Origin of the sequence: Deinococcus sp. (genome assembly GCF_018260555.1) — a bacterium.
Classification (GTDB): Bacteria; Deinococcota; Deinococci; order Deinococcales; family Deinococcaceae; genus Deinococcus.
The window spans coordinates 1-6538 of sequence record NZ_JAGLBB010000102.1; the positions used below are offsets into that span (position 1 = coordinate 1).

The following is a 6538-nucleotide window of genomic DNA, read 5'->3' on the forward strand; positions in this document are numbered from 1 at the left end:
CAGTTTGGGCAGGGAGTCTCGCTGATGGTCCACCTTACCCAATCGACTCCCGGAAGTCACCCTGCTGAGCAGTTACCCTGATGGAATGGTTTTTAACAACCATTCCATCGGAGCTGACCGGGTGGGAGCAACGCGGCTTCGGGGCGCAAAGTTGGCGACCCGGTGTGTTTCCGGGTTGTGAACGAAACACGCGGCAGTCCGTATCAGGCGCGTGCGCGTGGCCGCCTTGCCAACCAGACGGGGCAAGGCGGCCAGTGGCGCGCCCGGTGCCTGGTCAGCGGGGGTTGCGGCGGGCTGGGAGGCTCAGGCCCAGGCCGGTCAGCAGGCCGCCCAGCGCGGCCAGTCCGGCGGTGATCAGCACGTTGTTCAGGGGGCTGGGGAAGTTGGTGCTGCGGTTGGCGTTCGCCACGGCGTGCAGCTGGTTGATGTCGATCACGTCCTTCCCGAGCAGGATCGCGGCGACGACCAGAATGATCAGGCCCAGGGCGGTGGCAAGGCGGGACAGGAGTTGCATACCACCAGCTTAAAGGGTCGCGGGGCGGCGTGGGTGCGGGCGGCCCCCGGCGCGGGTGCGTGGGGGTGGGTCGGGTGGTACGCGCGGGGGAACATGAGGCGGGTGGTCAGGTGGCATGCGCGGCGCGCGGCGGGGGTATGCTGAGGTGTTATGACGCAGTCGCAGACGATCATGTCAGGCGGGAACGCAGCCTTTATCGAGGGTTTGTACGAGGCGTACCTGGCCGACCCGCAGAGTGTGGATCCCGAGTGGCGTTCCTACTTCGATGAACTTCGTGGGGGCGCGCAGGAAACGTCTCATTCAGCCGTTCAGCAGGCGTTCTACGAGCTGGGCACGCAGCGCCGGGGGGGCGGTGTCGTTCCGGCGCCGCAGGGTGTCAGTGGGGCGCAGCAGGCAGCGGGGGCGCTGATCACGGCGTACCGCGTGTACGGGCACATCAGTGCGCGCACCAACCCGCTGAACATCCGGGGCCTGCCGGTCGTGCCGGAATTGACGCCCGAGTACTACGGACTGTCGGCCGCCGACCTGAGCGAGCAGGTGCATGACGGGCCGTTCAGCGGGCCGCTGCGGGACGTGATCGCGCAGCTGCACGAAACGTACTGCGGGACCATCGGCTTCGAGTTCAGTTACCTGCCCGCCACGGAACGCGCGTGGTTCCAGGGGCGTATCGAGGAGAACCGGGGCCGGGGCGTGTACTCCGCCGAGGAGCGCCGCCGGTTCATGTACAAACTGAATGCCGCCGAGGGCCTCGAACTGTACCTGAAGAACAAGTACCCGGGCGTCAAGCGCTTTGGCCTGGAAGGTGGCGAGAGTTTCATCACGCTTCTGGACCGCGTGATTCAGCAGGCGGGCGTGCAGGGCGTGAAGGAAGTCGTGATCGGCATGGCCCACCGTGGCCGCCTGAACACCCTGGTGAACATCTTCGGGAAGCCCGCCAGTGTGCTGTTCGACGAGTTCGACGGCAAGAAGAAGATCAGCGAGGACCCGGACGTGGCAGGCGACGTGAAGTACCACATGGGGTACTCCAGTGACGTGCGCACGCCGGGCGGGCCGATGCACCTGGCGCTGGCGTTCAACCCCAGCCACCTGGAGATCGTGTCTCCGGTCGTGCACGGCAGTGTCCGTGCCCGCCAGGACCGCCGGGGTGACGAGTCGCGCCGCAGCGTGCTACCCATCACCGTGCACGGTGACGCGGCCGTGAGTGGGCAGGGCGTGGTCATGGAGACCCTGAACCTGTCGCGCCTGCGTGGCTTCGCGACCGGCGGGGCGGTGCGCATCGTGATCAACAACCAGGTGGGCTTCACGATCAGCGACCCGCGTGACACGCGCAGCAGCCGCTACTGCACGGACGTGGCCAAGATCGCCAACGCGCCCGTGCTGCATGTGAACGGGGACGATCCCGAGGCCGTGGCGTTCTGCGGGGACCTGGCGCTGGCGTACCGGCAGGAGTTCGGCAAGGACGTGTTCGTCGACCTGATCTGCTTCCGCCGCAACGGGCACAACGAGGGCGACGAGCCGCGCATGACGCAGCCGATCATGTACCGCGAGATCGACAAGCATCCGGGCACGCGGGCGCTGTACGCCGCCAGCCTGGAGAAGGCGGGCGTGCTCCAGCCGGGCGAGGGTGACCAGATGGTCGAGGGGTACCGCGACCGCCTGGACCGCGCCGAGCCGGTCGTGACCGAGATGGAGAACCTCGCGCAGAGCAAACTGGCGGTGGACTGGTCCGGCTACACCGACACCCAGTGGCACGACGAGGTGCCGACCGCCGTGCCCCGCGAGAAACTGGAGGCGCTGGGCACGCAGCTGGCCGAGGTGCCCGAAGGGTTTAAGGTGCACCGCACCATCGAGCGCACGGTCATCGGGCCGCGCCGGGCGATGGCCAAAGGGGAGCAGCCGCTCGACTGGGGCATGGGCGAGATGCTGGCCTACGCGAGCCTGCTGGACGAGGGCTACGGCGTGCGGCTGGTCGGTCAGGACAGCGGGCGCGGGACCTTCGTGCACCGTCACGCGGTGCTGCACGATCAGAACGGTCAGGACCCCATGAACGAGGAGTACATGGCGCTGGGGCACCTGCGTGACGGGCAGGGCCGGGTCGAGGTCATCGACTCGACACTGTCCGAGGAGGCCGTCATGGCCTTCGAGTACGGGTACTCGACCAGTGAACCAAACGGCCTAATCGCCTGGGAAGCGCAGTTCGGTGATTTCGCCAACGGCGCGCAGACCGTCATCGATCAGTTCATCGCGGCCGGTGAGAGCAAGTGGCAGCGCCTGAGCGGCCTGACGCTGCTGCTCCCGCACGGCTACGAGGGCGCGGGTCCCGAGCACAGCAGCGCCCGCCTGGAGCGGTTCTTGCAGCTGTGCGCGCAGAAGAACATGCAGGTCGTGGTGCCTTCCAGTGCCGCGCAGATCTTCCACCTGCTGCGCCGTCAGGTGCTGCGCCCGTACCGCAAGCCGCTGATCGTCATGACGCCCAAGAGCCTGCTGCGCAACAAGCTGGCCATGAGTCCCCTGTCGGAACTGGCCGAGGGCCGCTTCAGCGAGGTCATCGGGGACGCCCAGGTGACGGGCGCGCGCCGCGTGGTCATCAGCAGCGGCAAACTGCACTGGGAACTCAGCGAGGCCCGCCGCGCCGACGAGCAGGGATACGAGGGGGTCGCGCTGGTCCGTCTGGAGCAGCTGTACCCCTTCCCGGCTGAGGCGCTGGCCGCTGAACTGGCCCGCCACCCCGGCGCGCAGGTCGTGTGGGCCCAGGAAGAACCCGAGAATCAGGGCGCGTGGCTGATGATCTGGGAAGACCTGGAGAAAGTCCTGGCGGACGGGCAGACGCTCACGCACGCCAGCCGTCCCCGCAGCGCCAGCACGGCCGCCGGGTACGCCAGCGTGCACGCCAAGGAGCAGGCCAAGGTCATCGCCGACGCGCTGGGCGAGAAGCTCAACCGTGGGGTGGTAGAGGACCAGAAGGAACTCGCCCAGGCGGCCAAACAGGAGGGCTGAGCGCACCCGAACGCCCCTGCGGCGGCCGGAACTTCATGTGGGCGGGCCACGTTCCTCCGGGAGCGGCCCGCCCGCGCGTTTCCCCGGTTGGGGTCCCGCGGGGCGTCCCCGTCTCAGTCACAGTCCCGGAGGGGTATAACTGAGAGCGTTATGGCGGACATTAAAGTTCCAGTTTTTTCCGAGTCTGTCAGCGAGGGTACGCTGCTGACATGGCACAAGAAGCCCGGCGACGCGGTCAAACGCGGCGAGGTCCTGGCTGAAATCGAGACTGACAAGGTCGTGCTGGAAGTCACGGCCCTGCAAGACGGCGTGCTGACCAGCATCGCCAAGCAGGAGGGCGACACGGTTCTCAGCGAGGAGACGCTGGGAGTCGTGGGGGACGCGGGCAGCGCCCCGGCCCCAGCCCCTGAAGCACCGGCAGCGGCCGCACCTGAGGCTCCCGCCGCCACGCCCGCTGCGGCCGGCCCGGCAGACGCAGGGCGCCGTGAAGACCTGTCCCCGGCGGTACGCAAGGTCGTTGTGGAGAACAACCTGAACCCCGCGCAGATTCCCGCGACCGGCCCGAAAGGTAACATCACCAAGGCCGACGCCATGGGCGCCGTGGGCCAGCAGGCTCCGGCGGGCACCCAGGCAGCGGGCACCCCGGCGGCCAGCATTCCAGCCGGCGCGCGCCCCGAGCAGCGCGTTCCCATGACCCGCATCCGCCAGCGCATCAGTGAGCGCCTGAAGGACGTGCAGAACACCGCCGCGATCCTCACGACCTTCAACGAAGTGAACATGCAGCCCGCCATGGACCTGCGCAAGAAGTACCAGGATCAGTTCGTGAACAAGCACGGCGTGAAACTCGGCTTCATGAGCCTGTTCGTGCGCGCCGCCACCGAGGCCCTCAAGGCCTTCCCGGTCGTGAACGCCAGCGTGGAAGGCAAGGACATCATCTACCACGGCTTCTACGACATCGGCATCGCGGTCGCCAGTGACCGCGGGCTGGTCGTGCCGGTCCTGCGGGACACCGAACAGATGAGCCTCGCCGGGATCGAGAAAGCCATCGGCGGCTTCGCGCAGAAAGCCAAGGCCGGGAAACTGACCCTGGAAGACATGAGCGGCGGCACCTTCAGCATCACGAACGGCGGCACCTTCGGGTCCATGATGAGCACGCCCATCATCAACGCCCCGCAGAGCGCCATCCTGGGCATGCACAACATCATCGAGCGGCCCATCGCGCAGAACGGGCAGGTCGTCATCGCGCCCATGATGTACATCGCCCTGAGCTACGACCACCGGATCATTGACGGCAAGGAAGCCGTGCAGTTCCTAGTCACCATCAAGAACCTGCTGGAAGACCCGGCGCGGATGCTGCTGGAACTGTAAGTCGGGTTGATGGTTGAAAGTTGATGGTCGATGGAAGGGACTCCCCCTCTACCGACCACCGACTTTCGACAGTTCACAACGATTGAGAGCCGAATGGGCTTCCGGCCGTGGAGCTGACAGGTCCAGCACATTACCGGACCTGTCATACGGATTCCGTTTGTTTCGCCGACAACCCGGAACTTCGCCGGATTGCCGGCTCCACGTCCGGAACCCGTTATGCTCCCACTCGCTCCGCTCGGATTGAACGGGCTTTGCAGCCCATTCAATCGGAGTCCGTATCATACGGAGAGCGTCTCCCCTGCCCCCCGCCCCCTGACAGTGTGTGTCAGCCGCGCACGATTTCCAGGATCTTCTCGCCGTACTTGCGCAGACGCTCGGGGCCCATGCCTCGCACCTCGTGCAGGTCCGCTTCGGTATACGGCACGCGGCGCGCGATCTCGGCCAGGGTCGCGTTGCTCGCCACGATGAAGCGGCTCATCTCCTGCCGCTTGGCCTCGGCGTTGCGCCAGTCGCGCAGGCGGGCGTAGACCTCTGCCTGCTCGTCACTGAGGTCCGCCGCCGGGTCCTCCCGGCCGCCCGGCAGGTCCGGCGTGAGCAGCACGGGGGTCACGTCCGCCACGGGCGGCGGCTGACGGTCCCGCGCGGGGCGCCCGGCCCCCCGGCCCTCAGGGCGGCCCTCGCTGCGCCCACGGCGACCGCGACCTTCGGTCTGGGGGGCCTCGGGGTCAGAGGCGACTGGCTCAGCCGTCCCTCCATCCTGAACCCCAGGCAGATGCGGCTCCAGGGGCGCGTCTGCGTCCTCTTCGGGCGCGTCTGCGCCGCCGGTGGTGATCGGTGCGGGCAGCGGCGCCGGAGCAATGTCCGGGGTGCTGGACGGAGAATCACTGAACACGATTTCCGGCTCCCAGGTTTCCTCCGGCGCGGAGTCCGGCGCAGGGGTTACGGCGCTGCTCGGCATGGGCGTGGCGGGGCGATCCGGGACGTTCCGCGTGGGGTTGGCCTGCGTGGGGTTGGCCTGTCCGGTGCGGGCGGGAGCGTCGAAGGTCACGCGCTCAGGCTGCGCCGCACCGGACTGGTCACGGCCCCGCTCGGCTGGACGACCCTGCGGGCGGGCGTCCTCGCGCAGCGGTGCGTCCGGTCGCGGCAGATCACGCGCCGCGCCGTCCCTGGGGGCGCCGTTCTGGGGGGCATTGTCACGGTCAGCGCTGTCACGGGAGGCACTGTCACTGCGGCTATCGGCAGCGCCGCCTTCGGAACGCTCGTCCGGACGGCCTTCACGGCGGAACTCGTCGCGGCGACCGCGTGCAAAGCGGTCACCCGCACGGTCCGGGCGGTCGCGGCGGCCAGAGCGGAACTCGCGGCGCTCCTCACCCCGGCTGCTGCGCCCCGCGTCACCCTGGGCGGCCTCCGGGTCACGCGGCGCGGCGCTGAAACCCTGCTGGCCGACTCCCTGCTGATTAGGCTTGTGCTGATTAACACCGTCGCTGGCGCCTTGCTGAGCCGTCTCACGCTGCAACAGGTCCAGGGTCACGCTCAGGTCCTCCAGACCCGGTGTGACCAGCACGCCCCCGCTGACGCTGCGCGCGGCGGCGAGCACCCCGCCCGAGGGGGCCGCCGTGTCGGCCACGGCGTCCGGGGCCAGCAGCAGCGCGGTCGGCC

The 6538-nt window shown here is 68.3% G+C and carries 4 protein-coding genes; 2 read left to right on the forward strand and 2 right to left on the reverse strand.

What is annotated here, in order from left to right:
• Positions 1 to 274: 274 nt before the first annotated feature.
• Complete coding sequence (locus QZ271_RS13505; RefSeq protein ID WP_291432342.1) at positions 275 to 514, reverse strand: hypothetical protein; 240 nt, start codon at positions 512 to 514, stop codon at positions 275 to 277.
• 150 nt (positions 515 to 664) lie between these two features.
• On the opposite strand from QZ271_RS13505, the gene QZ271_RS13510 reads away from it, so the two are divergent.
• Positions 665 to 3511 carry a 2-oxoglutarate dehydrogenase E1 component gene (locus QZ271_RS13510; RefSeq protein WP_291432344.1) on the forward strand — a complete coding sequence of 949 codons (2847 nt, stop codon included), beginning with the start codon at positions 665 to 667 and terminating at the stop codon, positions 3509 to 3511.
• Positions 3512 to 3661: 150 nt separating this feature from the next.
• Positions 3662 to 4879, forward strand: coding sequence for a 2-oxoglutarate dehydrogenase complex dihydrolipoyllysine-residue succinyltransferase (gene odhB, locus QZ271_RS13515; protein WP_291432346.1), 1218 nt, complete (start codon positions 3662 to 3664; stop codon positions 4877 to 4879).
• A gap of 325 nt (positions 4880 to 5204) precedes the next feature.
• Here the strand turns inward: odhB and QZ271_RS13520 are convergent.
• Positions 5205 to 6538: HRDC domain-containing protein (locus QZ271_RS13520; RefSeq protein ID WP_291432348.1), on the reverse strand; the 1334-nt coding region annotated here is incomplete at its 5' end.

What these genes read in the sequence shown, in the direction of transcription:
- QZ271_RS13505 (WP_291432342.1), bottom strand. Translation starts at nt 514, where the DNA reads ATGCAACTCCTGTCCCGCCTTGCCACCGCCCTGGGCCTGATCATTCTG.
- QZ271_RS13510 (WP_291432344.1), top strand. Translation starts at nt 665, where the DNA reads ATGACGCAGTCGCAGACGATCATGTCAGGCGGGAACGCAGCCTTTATC.
- odhB (WP_291432346.1), top strand. Translation starts at nt 3,662, where the DNA reads ATGGCGGACATTAAAGTTCCAGTTTTTTCCGAGTCTGTCAGCGAGGGT.